The sequence below is a fragment of the Streptomyces ruber genome, assembly GCF_014648075.1.
Taxonomy (GTDB): domain Bacteria; phylum Actinomycetota; class Actinomycetes; order Streptomycetales; family Streptomycetaceae; genus Streptomyces; species Streptomyces ruber.
The window spans coordinates 214,146-235,572 of sequence record NZ_BMQK01000010.1; the positions used below are offsets into that span (position 1 = coordinate 214,146).

Here is a 21,427-nt window from a genome sequence, read left to right on the forward strand (position 1 = left end):
TCAGCGGCCTCCCTGGAGGGACAGCTCGGGGTCGGTCACGGTGTCGGCGGTGGAGGCGGAGGTGACGGTGGACGGTCGCGGGTCGTCCGGCGCGTAGAGCGTGTCGCACAGTTCCAGCACCTTCTCCAGGGCGTGCGGGGCGGCCAGCACGTCCGAGTGCGTCACGGTGTCGACGTCCGTCACCGTGAAGTCCCCGATGTTCCGCTCCCACTCCCGCCAGTACTCGGTCCCGTCCACGGGCGGCAGGCCGGACGCGGGGAACAGCACCATGTACTCCTCGTACTCGCCGAAGAACTCGCCGCCCTTGTTGCGCACGTAGTGGCAGGGCACCTCGTCCGGGCGGGGCAGCGGCCGCACCGCGTAGGTCTCGCCCTGCACGGCGTCGAAGTAGCGCGCCAGCTGGTGCACCCGCGCACGCAGCCGGGCCTCGGTACGGTCGACGCCGCGGGCCAGGGCCGCCTCGATCAGGGAGTCGAGGAACTCCTCCCGGCCCAGCGTCGTGTCGACCTCGTCGCGGCGCAGGATCGGGGACGCCTCGCCGGGCCCGGTCAGCCGGTTGTCCCCGAGGACGAGGTTGACCGCGCGGAACAGGCTGGTCTTGGCCCGTGCGTCGGCGTCGTCACGGCCGCCGAGCACCAGGGCGTTGGCCCGGTTGGTGGCGGTGCCGTCGAGCGTGTCCAGCATGACGAACGAGGACACGTCCTGCCCCTGCGCCTGGAGTTCGCGCACCATCTCGTAGGCGAACAGGCCGCCCAGCGAGAACCCGCCGATGTCGTAGGGGCCTTCGGGCTGTACGGAGCGGATGGCCGCGACGTAGTGCCGGGCCATGGCCTCCTGGCCGACCAGGATGTCCCCCGAGCCCGTCCAGCCCTTGGGCACGATGCCGTAGAAGGGGCGCCGGGAGCGGGCCGCGAGCGGGGCGTAGCCGCCGACGCCGCCGTTGCCGTCGTGGACCCAGAAGACCGGCCGGCCGTCCGTGACGCCGTTCATACGGACGAGGACGGAGGAGGCGTCCTCCGACTCCGGTTCATGTCCCGGTCCGGGCTCGGGTTCGGGTTCGGGTGCGGACGCAGGCCCGGACTCGGACTCGGGTTCCGTCGCGGGCCGGGCGTCACCGTCACCTGCGCCGCCGATCGCCTCGACGAGGTCCTGCAGCGTCTCGCTGTCGGCGAGGACCTCGAGCGTGAGCTCGGGGTCGATCTCGCTCTGCGCGCGGGTGAGGAACTGGACCTGGAAGATGGAGTCGAAGCCGTACCGGCGCAGCGGGACGTCCCGCTTCAGCTCGGCCGGGTCGAGTTCCAGCACGTCGGCGAGGAGCGCGGCGAGACGGTCCGCGGCCGGCTCGCTGTTCGAGGCCGGGACCGGAGCCGTGGCCGTGGCCGTGTCCGTGGCCGGGAGGAACTGCTCGCGTATCCGTGCGTGGTCTCCGTGCGCCACGATGACGTTGGGCTGTCCGGCCGCCCAGGCGCGGTACAGGGCGTCGAGTCCCGTGGCGGTGTCCAGGGGCCGCAGGCCCGCCTGTTCCATGAGGGTCACGGCCCGGGCGCCGGCCCGCATGCCTCCCTCCTGCCACAGCGGCCAGTTCACCGCGAGGGTGCGTCCCGGGCGGTCTCCCCGCTCGGCCAGACCGGCGCGGTGCGCGGCGAAGGCGTCCATGAAGGCGTTGGCGGCGGCGTAGTCGGCCTGGCCCGCGTTGCCGAACGCGGCCATGGAGGAGAAGCCGATGAAGCAGTCCAGCTCCGACGCGGCGCTCGCCTCGTCGAGGTGGAGCAGCCCGTCGACCTTCGCGGCGAGCACCTCGCGCAGGTCCTCCGCGGACTTGGCCGCGAGATACCCGTCGCGCAGCACGCCCGCCGCGTGGACGACGCCGTTCAGCGCCCCGTGCGCGGTCTCGACGGCGCGTACGGTCTCCAGGACGGCGTCGCGGTCGGCGACGTCCAGCACGCGGTACTCGGCGGTGGCGCCCGACGCGCGCAGGTCGGCGAGGAGTCCGTCGTGGGCCGCACCGGCCGGGCTGCGGCCGCACAGCACCAGGACGGGGTGCGCGACCCGCCGGGCGATGTCCCGGGCCACCGCGGCGCCGAGACCCCCGGCGCCGCCCGTCAGCAGGTAGACCCCGCCGTCGCGCCACGGCAGCGCCGCGGTCCGGTCCGGTGCCGGGAGTTCACGCCAGCGCGGCACCCGACGGCGTCCCCGGCGGACGCGTACGGCCTCCTCGGCCGGGTCGGCTCCCGCACGGCGCAGTGAGTCGGCCAGGCCCTCGACGGTGGGCCGCCCGTCGGTCTCGATCAACTGGGTGAGCAGCTGCGGGTGTTCGGCGCGGGCGGTGCGGAGCATGCCGCTCAGCCCGGCCAGCCAGGGGGTGTCCGCGGGGGTGACCACCTGCACCAGCCGTGTCCCGCGCGCGGAGTCACGGGCGAGGTCGCGGAGCAACGTGAGCAGCCGCCGGGCGTACTCCGTGTAGCGGGCCGCGACGTCCCCGTCCGCCTGCCAGGACTCACACGTCCCGTCCAGGGCTCTGGCCAGCGCCGGGACGGCGGCGTCGGACGGTTCCAGCTCGCACAGGACGACGTGCCGCTTCCCGGTGCATGCCTCCTCCGCCGTGGTGTCCTCCGCGTCCTGCCAGTCCACCCGGATCAGCATCGCGGATGTCTCCTGCGGCTCCCGTGTCTTCTCCGGCTCCCGCGCCTCCGTGCGCACGGTACGGGTGCTGAAGCCCAGCAGGCGCACGCACACCGTGCCCCGGTCGTCGCAGAGGTCGACGTCGAGCCGGCGCAGGGACGCGGCGGGGCCGCGGTCGTCGTCGGCACGGCGCACCACGGCCCAGCCCGTCGCCGGGGTGGGGCGGAGCACCTGCACCTCGCGCACCGTGAAGGGCAGGGCCGCCGCGAACTCCCCGGTTCCGCGGTCGTGTTCCCGTTCGCTCAGCAGCACGCCCAGGGTGGCCTGCAGCGCACCGTCGAGCATGCTCGGGTCGACCGTCAGCCCGGCGGCTTCCGCGGGCAGCCGCAGCCGTGCCAGCGCCCCGTCCGGCCCGTGGTGCAGGGTCTCGATCGCGCGCAGCGCGGGGCCGTAGTCCAGGCCCATGCGCGCGAACAGTCCGTAGCACTCGGCGGCGTCGCGCCGCTGCGGGCAGCCGGCGCGCAGGGCGTCGATGTCGTGCGTCTCGGCGGGGACCTCGCGCAGGGCCGGGTCGAGCTCCGCGGTGCCCTGGGCGTACACCCCGTCCGTGTCGTCGGAGCGCACCTCGAACGCCCGGACCGTTCCACCGCCGCCGGCGATGGGCCGGAGAGCGATGCGCAGGGTGTGCGGCGCGGTCACCCGCAGCGGACGCAGCCAGGTCACGTCCCGCAGGCGTACGCCGCCGGCGGGCGCGTCCGGCACCGAGCGGGTGAGCGCGTCGCGGACGAACTCCACATGGGCGGCGCCCGGCACGGTGGGGACGTCGAACACGCGGTGGTCGGTCAGGTACGGCTCCCGCCCGTCGAGACGGCGCGACCGCTCGTTCCCCTTCGGCTCCTCCCCGGCGCCGCCCGCCCGGTCGGCGACCCAGTAGCGCCGCAGGCGGAAGGAGTAGGCGGGCAGGGGGATGCGACGGGGCCGGCGTCCCGCGTACAGGCGCCGCCAGTCGAAGTCGCAGCCCGTGGTCCACAGTCTGACCAGCCGGTTGAGGTTGCCGCGGGCGATCCAGCCGTCGATGGCGCGGGCGGTGTCCTCGTCCGCGGTGAGCGTGGCCCATGCCTCCTGGCGGCCGGCCCGTCCGACGTGGACGCCCTGGGCGCGGCCGTCGTCCAGGAAGGAGGCGAGGCGGGCGCGCAGGTCGGTGAGCGAGTCGGTGACCAGGCCCAGCCGCTCCTCCATCGCGACGCGTCCCACCTGGAGGGTGTGGGCGAGCGCGGCGAGGTCGTCCGCGCCGACGTGGCCCGCGTCGATCCAGGCGACCAGGTCCCGTACCCGGGTGCGCAGGGTCTCGGGGTCCGCCGCCGAGAGCAGGACCGCCACGGGTTCGCGGTCCGCCGGGTCCGGTCCGGCGGGGGTGGGCGGGACGTACTCCTCCAGGACGACGTGGGCGTTCACCCCGCCGAAGCCGAAGGAGCTGACGCCGGCGCGGCGGGGCAGCTCACGTCCCTCCGCGTCCCGCGGCGCCGCCCACTCCTGCCGCTCCCGCACCAGATAGAACGGGCTGCCCTCCAGCTCGATGTACGGATTGACCCGCTCGCAGTGCAGCGACGCCACCAGCGTGCGGTGCCGCATCTGCAACAGCACCTTGATCACACCGGCCACCCCGGCCGCCAGCTCCAGATGCCCGATGTTCGTCTTCACCGAACCCAGACCCACATGCGCACCCGTGACGGACGCCCCGTGGGCCGCGTACAGCTCCGCGAACGCCGCCTTCAGCCCGTTCACCTCCACCGGATCACCCAGCGACGTGCCCGTGCCGTGCGCCTCGATGTAACCCACCGTCCGCGGATCGATCCCCGCCCGCGCCCACGCCCGCCGGACCAGCGCCGCCTGCGCCCGCGGATTCGGCGAGGTCAGCGAGTTCGCCCGGCCACCGTGGTTCTCGCTCGTCGCCCGGATCACCCCGTACACGTGATCCCCGTCCCGCTCGGCCTCCGCCAGCCGCTTCAGCACCAGCATCCCCACGCCCTCACCCCGCACATAACCGTCCGCGGCGTCCGAGAACGTCTTGCACCGGCCGTCCACCGCCAGCATCCCCGCCTTGGAGAAACTGATGTGACCGTCGGGGACGACGATGGTGTTGACCCCGCCGACGACCGCCATACCGCACTCGCCGCGTTCGATGGCGGCGACGGCGCGGTGCAGGGCGACCAGGGAGCTGGAGCAGGCGGTCTCGACCGGCTCGCTCGGACCGTGCACGTCCAGGAAGTAGCTCATCCGGTTCGGGCCGACCGACGGGACGCCGCCGGTGGAGGAGACGCTCTCGACCGCGCCGCCGGTACGTTCGACCAGGTTGCTGTAGCCGGTGTTGGTGGTGCCGACGAACAGGCCGAGGTCACTGCCCGCCAGGGAGTCGGCGGCGTACCCGGCGTCCTCCAACGCCTTCCACACGTACAGCATGAGCAGCCGCTGCTGAGGGTCCATCAGCAGGGCCTCCTTCGGCGAGATGCCGAAGAACATCGGGTCGAAGTCGGCCACGCCGTCGATGAAGCCGCCGTACTTGACGTCGGTGCGGCCCCGGTCGCGCTTCGGGTCGCCGTAGTGGGCCCGCCAGTCCCAGCGGTCCTCCGGGATCTCCGTGATGCAGTCGCGCCCCTCGCTGAGGTTGCGCCAGAAGGCGTCGACGTCCTCGGCCTGCGGGAAGCGGGCGCTCATACCGATGACGGCGATGGGGTCGCCGGTACGGTCCGGGACGGCGGGCAGGGCCGGGGGTGGGGTCGGCTGCGGAGGCGTAGACGGGGACGGGGGCGGGGGCGGAGCCGCGGCCGGTGTCCGGGTGGGGCCCAGGCGGGCCGCGACGGCCGGTCCGTGGTCCTCGACCAGGTGGGTGGAGAAGGCGCGCAGGGTGGGGTGCTCGAAGAGCACGGTCGGCATCAGCTCCAGGCCCAGGGCCTCGTTGAGCTGGTTCGCCAGCTGGCTCATGACGATGGAGTCGAGGCCGTACTCGCTGAGCTCGACGTCCGGGTCCAGTTCCCGTGCGTCGACCTTCAGCAGCGCCGCGACCTCGGTCAGCACGATGTCGGACACCTGGTCCCGCAGGTCCTGGGTGTCGGCTCCGTTCCCGGGGCCGGCCGCCGGCCGCTCCTGCCGCTCTCGCGGCTCCTGCGGCTCCTGCCGCCACGCGCGGATCAGGCGGAGCGCCTCGTCCTGGCCGATGCGTCCCTGGCGGATGCCGGCGTGCAGTTCGTCGAGTGATGCGATGGATGTACTCACTTGCTGGCTCCGTTCAGGCCGTTCAGGCCGTTCGATCCGTTCGAGCCGTTGAGGCCGTTCGGCCCCCGCAGACTCGTCAGACTCCGCTTGAAGTCCTCCGCGGTGAGGTTCTGCCGGGACACTGCGTCGATCAGGCGCAGCAGCTCCGCGTCGCCGTCCGCACCGGGTTCCGGCACCGGCACGGGGACCGGTGTCGGTTCGGGGGTCCGCCGGGTGCCCGGCGTGGCCGTACGGGCGCTGAAGCCGCGCAGCCGCACGCACACCCGGCCGTCGTCGTCGCACACGTCGACGTCCAGGCGCCGTACCGGACCGGGCCGGTCGTCGGCGGCGAACCGGGCGACCGCCCACCCCGAGGCGGGAAGGGCACGCAGCACCTCCAGCTCGCCGAGGGCGAACGGCAGAGCGGTGCCGGTGTCTCCCGTGCCGGTCTCTCCCGTGGCCGTGCCTCCCGTGGCGGCGGTGTCCGGGAACAGTCCCACGGTCGTCTGGAGGGCGGCGTCGAGCAGGCCCGGGTGCAGCACGTACGCCTCGCCGTCACCGTCGCCGTGCGGCCGTGGCGCCGGGGACAGTTGCAGGCGTGCCACCGCCAGTCCGGACCCGGCGTGCAGGCGGCGCACCGCCCGCAGCGCGGGCCCGTAGTCCAGGCCCCCGCGCGCATGGCGCTCGTAGAAGGCCTCGGCCCCCAGCACCTCGCCGTCGCACCGGTCGAGCAGGGCCGGTACGTCGAGCCGTTCCCCGGCGGCGCCGGCGGTACGGCGGCGCAGGCGCCCGTGGCCGTGGACGACGGGTTCGCCGTGGGCGTCACGGGTGCGCACCTCGTAGGTGAGGTCGCCGTCCGGCTGCGCCGCGAGGGTGAGGTCGACGTCCGTCGGCCGCTCCACGGTCAGCGGCCGGGCCCAGACCACCTGGCCGAGCGCCCAGGTGTCCTCGTCCCCGCCGGCCGCGAGGCGGGCGGCGGCGCGGGCCATCTCCAGCTGGGCCGCGCCCGGCAGCACCGGCACCCCGCCGACCCGGTGGCCCGACAGCAGGGGCTCACGGCCGGTGAAGTGCGTGGTGTACCGCTGCCCGCTCAGGTCCGAGGTGTTGGTGTGCAGCAGCGGGTGCAGCACCGGCTGCGTCCCGCGCGTCCCGTCCTGTGCGGAGCCGGTGGTGTCGATCCAGTAGCGCCGCAGCTGGAAGGGGTAGGTGGGCAGCGACACGCGCCGCGGCGGCCGGGAGCCGGTCCACCGGCCCTCCCAGTCGACGCGCCCGCCGTTCACCCAGGCCGTGAGCACGGGCGCCCACTCCTCGCGGCCGGCGCCGTCGGCCGGGGCGGCCGTCCCGGGGGCGTCGTCCGGCACGTCCTGACCGCGCCGGACCCGCCCGGTGAACACGTCCGGGCCGGTGCCGCCGCGCAGCCAGGACACCAGGTGCCGGCGCAGCTCGTCGACGGTCGAGGCCAGGCAGGCCAGCCGCTCCGCCATCGCGGTGCGCCCGGTCTGCGAGGTGTACGCGACCGACGGCAGGTCGCTGTCGCGGAGGTCGCCGCGTTCGAGCGCCGTCACCCACCGGGCGGCCAGGTCGCGCAGGACGTCGGCGTTGCGCGCCGAGAGCACGACGGGCAGCGCGGCCGAGGGGGCCGTGGGTGTCGTGGCCGGGGTGGGAGGGACGTACTCCTCCAGCACCACGTGGGCGTTCACCCCGCCGAGACCGAAGGAGCTGACGCCGGCGCGGCGGGGCAGCTCACGTCCCTCCGCGTCCCGCGGCGCCGCCCACTCCTGCCGCTCCCGCACCAGATAGAACGGGCTGCCCTCCAGCTCGATGTACGGATTGACCCGCTCGCAGTGCAACGACGCCACCAGCGTGCGGTGCCGCATCTGCAACAACACCTTGATCACACCGGCCACCCCGGCCGCCAGCTCCAGATGCCCGATGTTCGTCTTCACCGAACCCAGACCCACATGCGCACCCGTGACGGACGCCCCGTGGGCCGCGTACAGCTCCGCGAACGCCGCCTTCAGCCCGTTCACCTCCACCGGATCACCCAGCGACGTGCCCGTGCCGTGCGCCTCGATGTAACCCACCGTCCGCGGATCGATCCCCGCCCGCGCCCACGCCCGCCGGATCAACGCCGCCTGCGCCCGCGGATTCGGCGAGGTCAGCGAGTTCGCCCGGCCACCGTGGTTCTCAGCCGTCGCCCGGATCACCCCGTACACGTGATCCCCGTCCCGCTCGGCCTCCGCCAGCCGCTTCAGCACCAGCATCCCCACGCCCTCACCCCGCACATAACCGTCCGCGGCGTCCGAGAACGTCTTGCACCGGCCGTCCACCGCCAGCATCCCCGCCTTGGAGAAACTGATGTGACCGTCGACGCTGGGCATCGTCTGGACGCCGCCGGCGACGGCGAGTCCGGACTGGCCGTCGCGGAGCGCCTGCACGGCGCGGTGCAGGGCGACCAGGGAGCTGGAGCAGGCGGTCTCGACCGGCTCGCTCGGACCGTGCACGTCCAGGAAGTTGCTCATCCGGTTCGGCCCCATGGAGGAGACGGAACCGGTGGCGGAGTACCCCTCGACGACGGGCACGTGGCGGGCGATCAGGTTGCCGTAGCCGGTGTTGGTGGTGCCGACGAACAGGGCCATGTCACTGCCGGCGACCGCTTCGGCGGCGTACCCGGCGTCCTCCAGGGCCTTCCAGACGTGGAGCATCAGCAGCCGCTGCTGGGGGTCCATCATCTCGGCCTCCTTCGGCGAGATGCCGAAGAACATCGGGTCGAAGTCCCCGACGCCGTCCATGAAGCCGCCGAACCTGACGTCGGTGGTGTTCGGCTCCTTGACGGGGTCGCCGTAGTGGGCCCGCCAGTCCCAGCGGTCCGCGGGGACCTCACGGATGCAGTCGCGGCCCTCGCTGAGGTTGCGCCAGAACTCGGTGAGGTCGTCGGCCAGCGGGAAGCGGCAGCTGATGCCGATCACGGCTATGGGTTCGTCCGAGGCGTCGGCCGCGGCGGACGGTGCCGGTGCCGGTTCCGGCACCGGTTCCGGTTCCGGTTCCGGCACCGGTTCCTGTACGAGGACGGGGACGGCGGCCGGTTCCGGAGCGGGCGCGACCTGGTCGCCGTGCTCGTCGAGGAGGTGGTCCGCGACCTCCCCCAGCGTCGGGTACTCGAAGAACAGGGTGGGCGCCAGCGACAGGCCGTAAGTGTCGTTGAGGGTGGTCGCGAACTCCGTGAGGGAGATCGAGTCGAAGCCGTACTCGCTCATCTCCACGGCACCGTCGATGTCGTCGGCGGGCACCTCCAGGAGTTCCGACACCTGGGTGATCAGGGTGCGCAGCAGTGTCCTCCGCGCGGTCGCCCGGTCCGGTACGGCCGCTTCCGGAGCCGGAGCCGGAGCCGGAGCCGCGGGGTCGGCTGCCGTCTCCCTCCGCGCCGGGGCGAGCAGCGTCGCGTCGATGCGGGCGCGGTCGCCGTAGACCGCCATCACGTGCGGCAGGCCGGTGCCGTAGGCGCGGCAGAGTGCCTCCACGCCCTCACGGGCGGGCATCGGCAGCATGCCGGTCCGCTCGCGCAGGCCGCGAGCGGTCGCCTCGTCGACGGTCATGCCGCCGTCGGCCCACAGGGGCCAGCCCACCACGAGGGTGCGGCCGTGGCGTTCGCCCCGCGCCACCTGTTCGGCACGGCGTGCCGCGTACGCGTCCATGAAGGCGTTGGCGGCCGCGTAGTCGGCCTGGCCCGGGTTCCCGAACGCCGACAGCGAGGAGAACCCGATGAACCAGTCCAGCGGGAGGTCGGCGCCGGCCTCGTCGAGGTGGACGAGACCCGCGACCTTCGCCGCGAACACCTCCCGCACGTCCTCGGCGGTCTTCTGCGCGAGGTAACCGTCCCGGAGCAGGCCCGCGGTGTGCAGGATGCCGTCGAGACGGCCGTGTTCGGCGACGGTCTCCCGTACGAGCCGGAAGGCGTCGTCACGCCGGCTCACGTCCAGCGACCGGTAGTGGGCGAGGACGCCCGCCCGGTTCAGCTCGTCCACCAGGTCCCGCTGCCGGGAGCCGAGGGGCGAACGGCCGCACAGCACCAGGGTGGCACCCGGAGCCTGCCGCGCGATCGCGCGGGCGAACAGGGCGCCGAGGCCGCCGGCCCCGCCGGTGACGAGGTAGACGCCGCCCGGCTGCCAGGGGTGTCCGGGCCGTCCGGCGGCAGCGGCGGTGTCCTCCAGGGACCGCCACGTCGGCACCAGGCGCCGGCCACCGGTGTGGCGTACGGACTCGGTCGCCGGGTCGGCGGCCTCCCGGCGCAGGGTCGCGGCCAGCGCGCCGGCGTCGGCCGGGGTGTCCACCTCGATCAGCTGGGTGAGCAGCTTGGGGTGCTCCTGCCGGGCGGACCGCAGCATGCCGCCGAGGCCGCCGGTCAGCCGGTCGTCCCCGTGCGCGGGAACGACGAGCTGGACGAGGACACGGCCGTCGCGGGTGGCGGTCACCGCCTGGCGGAGGCGCGCCAGCAGCTCCTCGGCGCGGGCCGTGTAACGGAGTGCCGGGTCACCGGCGGGGGCCGGGAGGGCCGTGCAGGGGTGGCCGAGCGTGGACGCCAGGGCCTCCGGGTCGACCGTGTCGAGGCCGGCCAGCAGGACCTCGTGCCGGGCGAACCGCTGCTGCGTCACCGCCGCCGGTTCGGCGGGCTGCCAGTCGACGTGCATGAGGACGAGGGAGCCGTCGGCGCCGGGGGCGTTCGTGTTCCGCCCGTCCTGGCCGGTGCCGGTCAGGACGCGGGCCTGGAAGCCGAGGAGGCGTACGCACACCTGCCCGGAGTCGTCGCACAGGTCGATGTCGACGCGGCGTACGGCTCCCCCGCGGTCGTCCGCGGAGGGCCGGGCCACCGCCCAGCCGCTCGCCGGGGCCGGAGCGTGCACCCGTACCTCGTCGAGGGCGAAGGGCAGGGCGGCCGGTACGTCGTCACCGTCACCGCCGCTGCCGTCGCGGTCGGTCAGGGCGAGGCCGACGGTCGCCTGCACCGCCGCGTCGAGGACGGACGGGTGGAGGGTCCAGCCCGCTGTGTCTCCGGCGGTCCCGGTGTTCCCGGCGGCCTGCGGCACGCGGACGCGGGCGACGACGAGACCGGGTCCGGCGTCGAGCCGCTGCACGCCGCGCAGGGCGGGGCCGTAGTCCATGCCCATGCGGGTGAAGAGGCGGTAGCAGGCGTCGTGGTCCAGGCTCCGCGCGTCGCAGCGGGCGCGGAGCGCGTCGATGTCGAGGCGCTCGGGCGCCGGTGCCGGTGCGCGGTCGACGCGTCCCTGCCCGTGCGTCAGGCGTCCGCCGTCGTCCTGGACGGTGGCGACCTCGTAGGTGTGGCCGCCGTCCGCACGGGCGCGCAGGACGGTCTCGACCGTGGTGGGCCCGGTGATCCGGGCGGGGCGCGCCCAGACGACGTTGCGCAGCACCAGGCCGGAGGAGCCGGAGGACGTGAGCCCCTCGGACTCCGCGGCGGCGCGGGCCAGTTCCAGGTAGGCCACGCCCGGCAGCACCGGGGTGCCCTGCACCCGGTGGTCGGCGAGGAAGAACTCGGCGCCGGTCAGCTCGGTGCGGTGGACCGTGGCGCGGTCGCCGCCGACGGCGGGGGCGGGGGCGGACGCGGGCGCGACCCAGTGCCGGTCGCCGCCGAAGGGGTAGCCCGGCAACGGGACCGTACGGCGGCCGGTGCCGGCGAACAGGCCGGCGAGCGGGGGCGTGGCTCCCCGTACGTACGCCTCGGCCAGTTCGGTCAGGGCCGCGGGACCGCCGTCTTCGGCGGTGGGCGCGGCGAGGTCCGGGCGGCGGCGCCGGTCGGCCGGCTCCCCGGTGCGGACACCCTCGGCCTCGCCGTCGCGGAGCCAGGTCCGCAGCTGCCCGATCCACTGCGCGCGGTCGGCGGCCACGCAGGCGAGCCGGTGGGCGCAGTGGCGGCGGCCGGTGGCCAGGGTGTACGCCACGTCGCCCAGGTCGAGGTCCTCGTGCGCCTCGGCGTACGCCAGCAGGCGCTCGGCCTGGGCCCGGCGGGCGGCCTCGGTGTGCCCGGACAGGACGAGCAGCCAGGCGTCCCGGTCCGCGCGCCGGGGGCGGTGCGGTGCGGGGGCCTCCTCGATCAGTACGTGGGCGTTGGTGCCGCTGGCGCCGAACGAGCTGACGCCGGCGCGGCGCGGGCCGTCGTGCGGGGCCGTCCAGGGCCGCAGCTCCGTGTTGACGTAGAACGGGCTGCCCTCCAGCGTGATGGCCGGGTTGGCCTCGTCGAAGTGCAGGGACGGCGGGAGCTGCCGGTGGCGCAGCGCGAGGAGCACCTTGACCACTCCGGCGACGCCCGCGGCGAACTGGGTGTGCCCGAGGTTGGTCTTGACCGCTCCCAGGGCGCAGCCGCCCTCGGGCGCGTCGCCGAACGCCTGGCGCAGCGCCTCGAACTCGATGGGGTCGCCCAGCGGGGTGCCGGTGCCGTGCGCCTCGACGAACTGGATGCTCGCCGGATCCACCCCGGCGGCGGTGTGGACGCCACGCAGCAGGCGCTCCTGCGAGGTGGCGCTCGGCGCGGTGATGCCGTTGGTCGTGCCGTCCTGGTTCACTCCGGAGGCGCGGACGACGCCGTACACGTGGTCGCCGTCGCGCAGGGCGTCGGCGAGCCGCTTGAGGACGACGACGCCGGCGCCCTCACCGGGCACGAACCCGTCGGCGCGGGAGTCGAAGGTGTGGCAGCGGCCGCTCGGCGACAGCATGCCCGCGCGCGTCCCGTACTGGTACAGGCGCGGCGTGGACTGCACGAACACACCGCCGGCCAGCGCCATGGAGGTGGTGCCGAGGCGCAGGTCCTGGCAGGCGTGATGGATGGCCACCAGGGAGCTGGAGCAGGCCGTGTCGACCGACTCCGCGGGGCCCTGGAGGTCCAGGAAGTAGGAGATGCGGGAGGCGATGACCGAGGCCATGTTGCCCCACATCGTCTGCGGCGGCGCGTCCCGGCCGATGAGTTCGTGGTAGTCGCCGGGGAAGGCGCCGACGTACACGCCGGTGTCCCGCCCGTCCAGGCGCTCGCCCGCGTAGCCCGCGTCCTCCAGCGCGTGCCAGCACTCCTCCAGGAAGATGCGCTGCTGGGGGTCGGTGTACGTGGCCTCCTTGCCGGAGATGCGGAAGAAGGCGGCGTCGAAGCGGGCGATGTCGTCCAGGAAGCTGCCGTACTGGGGTCCGGCGTCCTCGCCCAGGGTCCGGGTCAGGTCCCAGCGGTTCGCCGGGGTGACCAGGTCGTCACCGGCGGCGAGGTGGGCCCACAGCGACTCGGCGTCGGGCGACTGGGCGTACCGGGCGGCGATGCCGATGACGGCGATGGCGTCGTCCTCCTCCGGCGGCCGGTTCCCCGGCTCGGCCGTGGCGGCGACGGACGGCGCCACCGGCGCGGACACGGGCGCGGCGGGCTCGGCGGCCGTGGCCGGCAGGGCCGCGCCCACCTCGGCGGCGTACCGGGTGACCAGGTACTCCGTCAGCCGGTCGAGGGTGCTGTGCTCGAACAGGGTGGTCGTCGCCAGGTCGAGGCCGAAGGCGCGGTTGATCTCACCGACGAGCTTCACGCCGAGCAGGGAGTCCACCCCGAAGTCGGAGAAGGACGCCTGCGGGTCGATCTCCTCGGGCTCCATCATCAGCGCGCGGCAGAACTCCGCGAGCAGCCTCTCCCCCACGGCCGTGCGCAGTGCGGCGGCGTCGGTCGCGGGCGCCGTCTCCGGCGCTGGGGCCGGGGCGGGCGCCGGGGCGGGCGCCGGCGCCGTCGCGGCCGCCCGCGCCACCAGCACCTGCTGGCCGAGGTCGAGGGCGTCCGCGGCGGGCAGCGTCACCTCGCCGAAGCCCTCCTCGCGCAGCACCCGCCGCCACGTGTCCGGGTACAGCGCCGGGCTGCCGGGCATGCGCAGCTCGTCGTCCCGGTACAGCCACCAGCCTTCGAGCAGGCCGAAGGTGAGGTGGGCGAAGACGTGGTCGTCGCTGATCTCGTTGAGCAGCAGGACGCCGTCGTCGCCCAGGAGGGAGCGCACGTTGCGCAGGGTGGTGCGGATGTCGGCGGTCGCGTGCAGCACGTTGGTGGCGACGGCGACGTCGTACCGGCCGGGCTCGAGGCCCTGCTCCCGCGGCGCACGGCTGATGTCGAGGATGCCGTACCTCAGGTACGGGTTGCCGGGGCCGTAGTTCTCGCGGGCGTGCAGCAGGAACGCCTTGGACAGGTCGGTGTAGAGGTACTCGTCGATGTGCGCCGCGTAGGGGCGCAGGCGCGGGAAGAGGGTGGCGCTGGTGCCTCCGGTGCCCGCGCCGATCTCGACGATCCGCAGCCGGGCGCCGGGGTCGGCGGCGAGCCGTTCCTCGATCCGGGCCACCAGCGCGTCGGCCACCAGGCGGTTGAACCAGTCGGCGACGTGGTTGTTCCGGTACAGGGTCTCGACCTGGGCGAGCGAGCCGTCGGGGAACATCACGTCGGTGGCGGCCGTGCGGCCCGCGAGGATGCCGGGCAGCGCGCGCAGCATGGCCTCGGCGAGGCGGGCCTGGGCGTTCAGACCCTCGTCGTCGCGCCAGGCGGGCACGGCGCGCTCCCACGCCTGCCAGGTGTCCGCCGGGTCCGCCACCGTGTCGGCCACGAACCGCTCGCCCGGCCGGCGCAGCCGCCCTTCGCGGACCAGCCGGTCCAGGGAGGCGTTCAGCCAGCGGACGAGGACGCCCTGCGCGCCGGTGCGGGCCACGGCCTCGTCCCGGGTGAAGGGCGCGCGCAGGTCGAGTCCGGCGGCGCCGAGCTGCACCTGGAGCAGGTCGGTGAGCAGGTTGTCCATGGTGGTCTGCCGCGGGTCGCGGACGGGCCGGGCGACGGCGTCGGGCGCCGCGACCGGCTCGGTGACCGACTCGGTGACCGGCTCGGTGACCGGCTCGGTGACCGGCTGCGTGCGGGACCGGGCGGTCCCGGACGGGCGGTCCGGCCGCCTGGAGGACTCGACCCAGTACCGCTTGCGCCGGAACGGCTCGGTCGGCAGCGGGACGCGCCGGACGTCGAGCCCGGCGAACAGCGGGCCGAAGTCGACCGTGCCGCCGTCGAGGTAGCGGCCGCGGGCGTCCTCCAGCGAGGTGATGTCGTACGCGGTGGACGGCGCCGGTCCGTCGTCCGCACCCGCCAGCCAGTCCTCCAGCCGCCGCGCCAGCTCCTCGCCGCCGGTGGCGACGAAGGCCGCGCGGTGCGCGAAGTGGCGCCGGCCGAGCGCCAGGGTGAAGGCGATGTCACCGGGCGCCGCGTCGGGCGTGCGGCGCAGGTGGGCCAGCAGGTCGGCGGCCCGGCGGCGCAGCGACTCGGGCTGCGGCGCGGACAGCACGAACAGGTACGGACGGCCGTCGGTCCCGCGGCCGCCGCCGCGTACGGCCGGCTCCGGTGCGCTCTCCACGACGAGGTGGGCGTTGGTGCCGCTGAAGCCGAAGGAGCTCAGCGCCGCCGTCCGCAGGCCGCGGGCGTCGGGCCGCCAGGGCCGCAGCTCGGTGTTGACGTAGAAGGGGCTGCCGGCGAGCCGGACGGCGGGGTTGGGCTCGCGGTGGTGCAGCGACGGCGGGATCTGCCCGTGCCGCATCGACAGCACGATCTTCAGCAGGCTCGCCACGCCCGCGGCCGAGGTGGTGTGGCCGAGGTTGGTCTTCACGGAGCCCAGGGCGCAGGAGGCGGGTCCGCCGGCGGGCCCGTACGCCCTGCGCAGGGCGTCGAACTCGATCGGGTCGCCGAGCTGGGTGCCGGTGCCGTGCGCCTCGACCATGCCGATGGCGGCGGGGTCGACGCCGAAGTCGTCGTACACCTGGCGGATCAGCCGCTCCTGCGACAGGGCGCTGGGGGCGGTGATGCCGTTGGTGGCGCCGTCCTGGTTCAGCCCGGAGCCGCGGATGACGGCGTGGATGTGGTCGCCGTCGGCGAGCGCGTCGGACAGGCGCCGCAGGACCACCACGCCCACGCCCTCGCCGGGCACGAAGCCGTCGGCGCGGGAGTCGAAGGTGTGGCAGCGGCCCGTCGGCGAGAGCATGCCGGCCCGGCCGGCGTTCAGGTGGGTCTGCGGGGTGGAGTAGACGCTGACACCGCCGGCCACGGCCAGGTCGGTCTCGCCGGTCCACAGTCCCTGGCAGGCCAGGTGGACGGCGACCAGGGAGCTGGAGCAGGCCGTGTCCACCGCGACGGCGGGGCCGTGCAGGTCGAGGTGGTAGGCGATGCGCGCGGGGACGACGGACGGCGCGTTGCCCCAGACCGCCTGCGCGGGCGGCGCCTCGTCGAACCACTGGGTGTAGTCGCCGCCGGTGCAGCCGACGTAGACGCCGGCGCGCAGACCGGCGAGGGAGGCGCCGACGTGGCCGGCGTTCTCCAGGGCGGTCCATGCCTGCTCCAGGAACAGGCGCTGCTGCGGGTCGGTGTACGTGGCCTCCAGGCCGGTCATGTTGAAGAACCGGGCGTCGAACCGGTCGATGCCGTCGAGGAAGCTGCCCGCGCGGCAGGACAGTTCGTCCTCGCCGACGGCGGAGAGGTCCCAGCGCTCGATGGGCCCGACCAGGTCGTGGCCCGCGGCCAGGTGCTCCCACAGGGCGTCGACGTCGTCGGACTGCGCGAAACGGCCGCTGATGCCGACGATGGCGATGGGTTCGCGGACGACTCCGGCCGGCGGCTGCGGCTGCGGCTTTGGCTGCGGCTGCGGCTGCGGCTGCGGCTGCGGCTGTACGTCGACAGGTCCCGCGGCCACCGGAGTCGCGACCACCGGAGTCGCGGCCACCGGAGTCGCCGGGGCCGCCGACGGCGGAGTGGGCCGGTGCTCCTCGGTGATGTGCGCGGCGAGCTGCTCCACGCTGCGGTGGTCGAAGATGACCGTGGTCGCCAGGTCGAGCCCGAGGGCCTCGTTCAGCCGCTGGACGAACTTGGCGCCCACGATGGAGTCCAGTCCGTAGTCGGCGAACGCCCGCTCGGTGTCGATCCGTTCGGCCGGCATGCGCAGGGCGGCGGAGAGGGCCTCCAGGACGATGTCCGCCACCGCCACCGGAGCGGGTTCCTCCGTACGTGGTGCGGGTGCGGCCGGGAGCGGCGCCGGCGCACCGGCCGCTCCGCGAGGACGGCGGACGACACCGTCGCTGACGGCCGTCACGATCTGCTGGCCCAGCACCAGCCCCGTCTCCGCCGGGTGGCGGATCGCGGTGAAGCCCTCCTGCTCCAGCACCCGCTGCCAGCTCTCCGGCGGCAGCGCCGGGCTGCCCGGGACGCGCAGTTCGGTGTCGTCGTGGCTCCACCAGCCGTCGAGCAGGCCGAAGGTGAGGTGGTTGACGAGGTAGAAGCCGCTGATCTCGTTGAGCGCGAGCAGTCCGCCGCCGCGCAGCAGGGACTTGGCGTGGCGCAGGGTCGGGCGGATGTCGGGCGTCGCGTGCAGCACGTTCGCCGCGATGACGACGTCGTACTCGCCGCTGCCGAAACCCTGGTCCTGCGGCGCCCTGCCGATGTCGAGGACGCGGTAGGCGAGCGAGCCGCGGTGCGCGCCGAAGGTGTCCTGCGCGTTCTGCAGGAAGGCCTGCGAGAGGTCGGTGAAGCAGTACTCGTCGGGGGTCAGGCCCTCGCGCTCCAGGCGGTCGAGGACCGGCACGGTGGTGCCGCCGGTGCCGGCGCCGATCTCCAGGACGCGCAGCGGGGCGTGCGGGCCGGTCCGGCGGCGTGCGCGCAGGTACGCCGCCACCTGGTCGGCGAGCACCGCGTTGAAGTGCCCGGCCACGCGGTTGTCCCGGTAGACGCCCTCGACCAGCGCGAAGCTGCCGCCGGGGAAGAGCACGTCGGTGGCCGCGCGGCGGCCGAGCAGGACGTCGGCCAGCGCGGGAAGCGTCTCGCCGAGCAGGGCCAGCGGGGCGCGCAGGTCGTCGTTGGCCTCGGTCCAGCGGCGGCCTGCGCGGACCACGTCGGCGCGGCGGGCGTCCGCCTCGTCGCCCGTCGGGGCGCCGGGCGCCCAGCGGCCGTCGGCGCCGATCAGCCCCTGCTCGCCCAGGGCGCGCAGCGTGGCGGTGAGCCAGGCGCCGAGACGGGCGTCGAGGCCCGCCCGCGCCGTCCACTCGTCCTTGCGGCCTGGCTCGTCGAGGCCCATGCGGCGCAGTTCGGCGGCGAGACAGCGGCCCAGGTAGGCGTCGATCTCCCGGGGGACGGGCCCGGTGCCGTACGCGGCCAGCTCGGGCGGCAGCGGGAGCCCGGCCGTCCCGTGGTGCGGGACCGGTTCGACGGGCAGCGTGCTCAGGGTCTCCCCCGTCAGGGCGCCCTCGACGGGCAGCGGGCGGGAGGTGCGCATGAAGCCGACCTGGTCGAGCGGGCCGGCCAGGAGGCGTTCCAGCGCGGTCATCGCGGTCGCGGGCTCGATCGGCGCCAGGCCCAGTGCGGCGAGTTCGCGCAGGTGCTCGGTGGGTGTGTTGCCCCAGTAGCCCCAGTTGACGACCTTGACCGGGCAGCCGAGCGCCGCGCGCAGCGCCGGAGCGCTCGCGTCCTGGGCGGCGCAGGCCGCGGCGTAGTGCGCCTGGTGGGCGTTGCGGATGAAGGAGACCAGCGAGGACACCAGCAGCACGAAGTCGAGGTGGTGACCGGCGAACACCTCGGCGAGGTGCGCGCACGGGTCGGCCTTCGCGGCGCGCACGGCCTCGAGTTCGCCCTCGTCCATCGCGGACAGCGGGGTGTGCGTGAACACCATGGCCAGGTGCACCACGCCGTCGACGCGGCCGTACCGCCGCGAGACCTCGTCGCGCACCCGGGCCAGGGCGTCGCGGTCGGTGGCGTCGGCGGACAGGTACAGCGGGGCGTGCCCGCCGCCCGCGGCGACGCGGGCCGCCCTCTCGCGGACGGCGGCGTCCTCCGCGCGGCGGCCGACCCACACGACGCGGGCGCCGTACCGCCGTACGAGGTGCTCGCTGAGCTGCACGCCGAGGTCGCCCGCGCCGCCGATCAGCACGTACACGCCGTCGTTGCGGAAGCGGGTGGCGTCCGCCGCGGGCGTGGTGTCGTCGTCGACGGCGATGAGGCGCCGGTGCAGCCACTGTCCGCCGCGGCGGGCGAGCGGGTGCGCCCGGTGGCCGGCCGGGAGGGAGAGCACCTCGCTCGGGTCGGGGTTCTCGCCGTCGGCCAGGTCGGCGGCCCGTACCCGCCACTGCGGGCACTCCTTGGCCAGTCCGCCGAACAGGCCGTGCAGGGACGCCTGCTCGGGGTCGACGGCGGCCGTGCCGGCCGGGTCGAAGGCGTGGCGGGTCAGCAGCGTCAGTTCCAGCGGGCGCTCGCCGGCGCCGGTCGCGAGGAGCGCCCTGCCGAAGCGGAAGGCCCGGCGCAGGGCGTCACCGCGGGCGCCGGTGGCGGGGGTGGGGAAGCGGGCGATCACCTGGTCCGGGGCGCCGAGCGCGGCCAGTTCCGCACGGAGTTCCTCGATCGTCCGGTCCGCGGTGTCGAGCGTGACGACCCGCGCGTGGCGGGTACGCAGCGCGTCGACGGTCTCCTGCGGCAGGTTCACCGCGAGCATGCGGCCGGCGCGCGCGTCGGCGGGCGCGGGCCCGGGGCGGCGCACCGGTTCCCAGACGGGTACGAGGGTGAGGTCGCCCGCGGGCAGGTCGCCGCCGTGCCCGGCGGCCGGGGCGGCGAGCTCCGGCGTCTTCGGTGCCGGAGCCGGTGCCGGGGTCGGAGTCGGTGCCGGGGTCGGGGTCGGAGTCGGTGCCGGAGTCGGAGCCGGTGCCGGAGTCGGAGTCGGAGTCGGAGTCGGAGTCGGAGCCGAGGTCGGAGCCGGTGCCGGGGTCGGAGCCGGTGCCGGGGTCGGCGCGGGTGCGGCCGTCCGCTGGGCCGGCTCGGGCAGCACGTCCGTGTACCAGTACCGCTCGCGGGCGAACGGGTACGTCGGCAGGCCCACCCGGCGCGGGGCCGGTCCGTCGCCGTACAGCAGCGTCCAGTCGACGGTGAGGCCGTGGGTCCACGCCTCGGCCAGCGACGCGAGCTTCCCGCGCCGCACCCAGCGGGTCACGGTGTCCCGGAAGTCCTCGTCGTCCGCGAACACGGCCGCCACGTCGCCGCGTCCGGCGTTCTCCCGGAGGTGGGCGCCGGCGGGCAGCGGACCGCCGGACGCGCACGCGTCCAGCGCCGTCAGCAGGGCGGCCAGGTCGTCGGCGACCACCGCGAACCGGGCGTCCATCGCCTCACGGCCGGTCTGGAGCGTGTACGCGATGTCGGCGAGGTCGTCGTCGGTCCAGTCTCCGGAGCGCAGGGCGTCGGACAGGCGTGACGCCGAGGCGCGCAGACGGTCCGTGTCCCGGGCGGAGAGGACCGCGACGGCGGATCCCGAGCGCCGCCGTGGGGCCGGGTCGGGCATGAGGTACTCCTCCACGACGAGGTGGGCGTTGGAGCCGCCGGCGCCGAAGGCGGAGACGGCGGCGAGCCGGGGACGGCCCTGCGGGCGGGGCCAGGGCGCGGCCTCGCGTTGCAGGACGAAGGGGGTGTCGGCGAAGTCGATGTCCGGGTTGGTGCGTTCGGCGTGCAGGGAGGGCACGAGGCGGCCGTGCCGCATCTGCAGCAGCACCTTGGCCAGGCCCGCGACACCGGCCGCGCTCTCCAGGTGGCCGATGTTCGACTTGGCGGAGCCGAGCGCGCAGAAGCCGCGGTCGTCGGTGAACTCGGCGAAGGCGGCCTTGAGTCCGGCGATCTCGATGGGGTCGCCGAGCGGGGTGCCGGTGCCGTGCGCCTCGACGTAACCGATGTCGCGCGGGTCGATGCCGGCCTGCCGCCAGGCGGTGCGGATGACCGCGGCCTGCGCGTTCGGGTTGGGGACGGTGAAGCCGTGGGGGCGTCCGCCGTGGTTCACGGCGGTGCCGCGGATCACGCCGAGGATGCGGTCGCCGTCGGCGACGGCGTCCGCGAGGGGGCGCAGCAGCACCGCGCCCACGCCCTCGCCGGGCACGAAGCCGTCGCCGCCCTCGCCGAAGCTGCGGCACCGGCCGTCGCTGGACGCGAACCGGCCCTGGCCGAGCATCAGGTACTTGCTCGGGTGCACCGACACGTTGACGCCGCCGGCCACGGCCGCCGCGCACTCGCCGCGGCGGATCGCGGCGCAGGCGAGGTGGATGGCGGTCAGCGCCGAGGCGCACATCGTGTCGACCGCCACGCTGGGGCCGCTCGCGTCGAAGAAGTACGACACCTGGTTGGCGACGGACGCCAGGCTGCCCGGTACGACGACGTTCTCGCCGCGGGCGATGCTCTCCGCCCCGTAGAGCTGGTACTCGCTGTACATGGCGCCGACGAACACGCCGATGTCACCGGCGTCCCGGTCCGCGCGGCGCCGTGCGGCGGCGCGCAGTCCGTCGCGGGTGTAACCCGCGTCCTCCAGGGTCTCGTAGGCGCACTGGAGGAACAGGCGTTCCTGCGGGTCCATCGTGGAGGCGACGCTGGGCGCGATACCGAAGAACAGCGGGTCGAACTCGTCGATGCCGTCGAGGAACCCGCCCCACTTGGTGTACGTCCGGCCGGGCACGCCGCGGCGCGGGTCGTAGAAGCGGTCGTGGTCCCAGCGTTCGA

General features: G+C 74.9%; 2 protein-coding genes (1 of these 2 running past the window's edge). Both read right to left on the minus strand.

The genetic code is table 11. From position 1 onward, the window contains the following. Positions 1-5,895 carry an SDR family NAD(P)-dependent oxidoreductase gene (locus IEZ04_RS21860; protein ID WP_189218624.1) on the minus strand — a complete coding sequence of 1,965 codons (5,895 nt, stop codon included), beginning with the start codon at positions 5,893-5,895 and terminating at the stop codon, positions 1-3. Further along, positions 5,892-21,427, minus strand: the 3' portion of a protein-coding gene (locus IEZ04_RS21865) for an SDR family NAD(P)-dependent oxidoreductase (RefSeq protein WP_189218625.1). Its footprint extends 9,976 nt past the window's final position; the window shows 15,536 of its 25,512 coding nt (coding positions 9,977-25,512); the start codon falls outside the window, past its right edge — the gene reads right to left on this strand; it ends in the stop codon at positions 5,892-5,894. The genes IEZ04_RS21860 and IEZ04_RS21865 overlap by 4 nt, the downstream gene beginning before the upstream one ends.